Genomic DNA, 1,315 nt, shown 5'->3' with positions numbered 1-1,315 from the left:
CTAAGAGACAATATGGATGAAGATGAGATCATACAACTTCTGCCATACCAATACAAAAAATCCCGGGAATAACCTCGGGATTTTTTGTTTGATTACAGGACGGCCTAAATTGAATGGTTACGGCAGTCATCAACCTCGGACAGAAGACGCACTATGACTACAGACACTTGTCGACGGACGCGAACTTCAAGTGGGTACATAATCAATACACCGTTACAGCTTCGTCTGCGATAAGTGCAAGTATCACCCCCTATAAGAAAACCAGTACATGTTACGTTGCTATACAAAAGCCAGCGGCTACTGTAGTCTATAATACCACTTCAACTGGGGAAGAAAAGTGGATCAAGACACTCTCTTATAAATTATCAGCTGACAAATACTTAGCACAAGAAGCTACCTGCTCTCCCAACAATACAGAAACAAGCTATACAATGGCCTTGGGTGACGTGTACTATAGCGATGGTGACATGTCGCATCAGAGTGAAAGCCTGATTAGTGGCAAGACACCGATTGGTATTGTAGGATATATCGGCAGCAACTACTGGACGGAAAAGAATACCAAGTCGAGCAGCGTGGGCGGACATGCGTTGGTGATGTGCTTAAAAACCATTGGCTCAACAGGTACCACAAACCATGGAACAAGATATCAATGGAAGACAAGCAAAACCGATGATGGCAGGTCAAAGGTAAACACACCAGCTCTTATTGTTGGCTCCTCTACCCAATCTTATGGCTCAGGCTATAAAGAATCAGTGGCCTTGAACAACTCTGCCCATCCTGCGGCACAGGCTGCACTTGCCTATACCACATTGAAGGCTCCTGCCACTTCCACGGGCTGGTTCTTGCCAACGGCCGGCCAGTGTTATGCCATCATGCATGCCATTGGCGGTTACCCGTCGAATGGCTGGAACATTAATGATTTTGTATCCAACATGACAACGGTTTCGTCCAAGGTAAATACCGCTTTGAGCAAGGTGGGCGCGAACAACTATACCGAGTTCTTTCAGGCGGTGAACACTTGGGAGTGGACCTCTACGGAGTTTTCCGCCACGGAAGCGATCGTCGTCGATTCGGGAGTCGACGATGGGCAGGGAGCCGGTTCTGTTCGCTTCAACGACGGCAGCAGCCTCACCAAGACGTACAGCAGGCCAGTCCGGCCGTTTCTCGCTTTTTAACCATTCATCCATTTAATCATGGCCCAAGGGGGATTGTCCGTGGCGGACGGATGCCGCTGCCTAACCAAAGAACTTGATATGATAGCGTGCTAAAACTATTTTTTTTGCTTACCTTTGCGGTCATGGAACAAGAAAAGATA

The 1,315-nt window shown here is 47.5% G+C and carries 1 protein-coding gene; it reads left to right on the top strand.

Annotated elements, in window-relative coordinates; genetic code table 11:
• The first annotated feature begins 113 nt into the window (after nucleotides 1-113).
• Nucleotides 114-1,175 carry a hypothetical protein gene (locus NG346_RS14455; protein ID WP_262281372.1) on the top strand — a complete coding sequence of 354 codons (1,062 nt, stop codon included), beginning with the start codon at nucleotides 114-116 and terminating at the stop codon, nucleotides 1,173-1,175.
• The last annotated feature ends 140 nt before the right edge of the window (nucleotides 1,176-1,315 follow it).

Source organism: Hallella absiana, from assembly GCF_025457485.1.
Lineage (GTDB): Bacteria > Bacteroidota > Bacteroidia > Bacteroidales > Bacteroidaceae > Prevotella > Prevotella absiana.
Note: the sequence above shows the minus strand (reverse complement) of the source record. Positions and strands in the feature narration are given on the sequence as shown.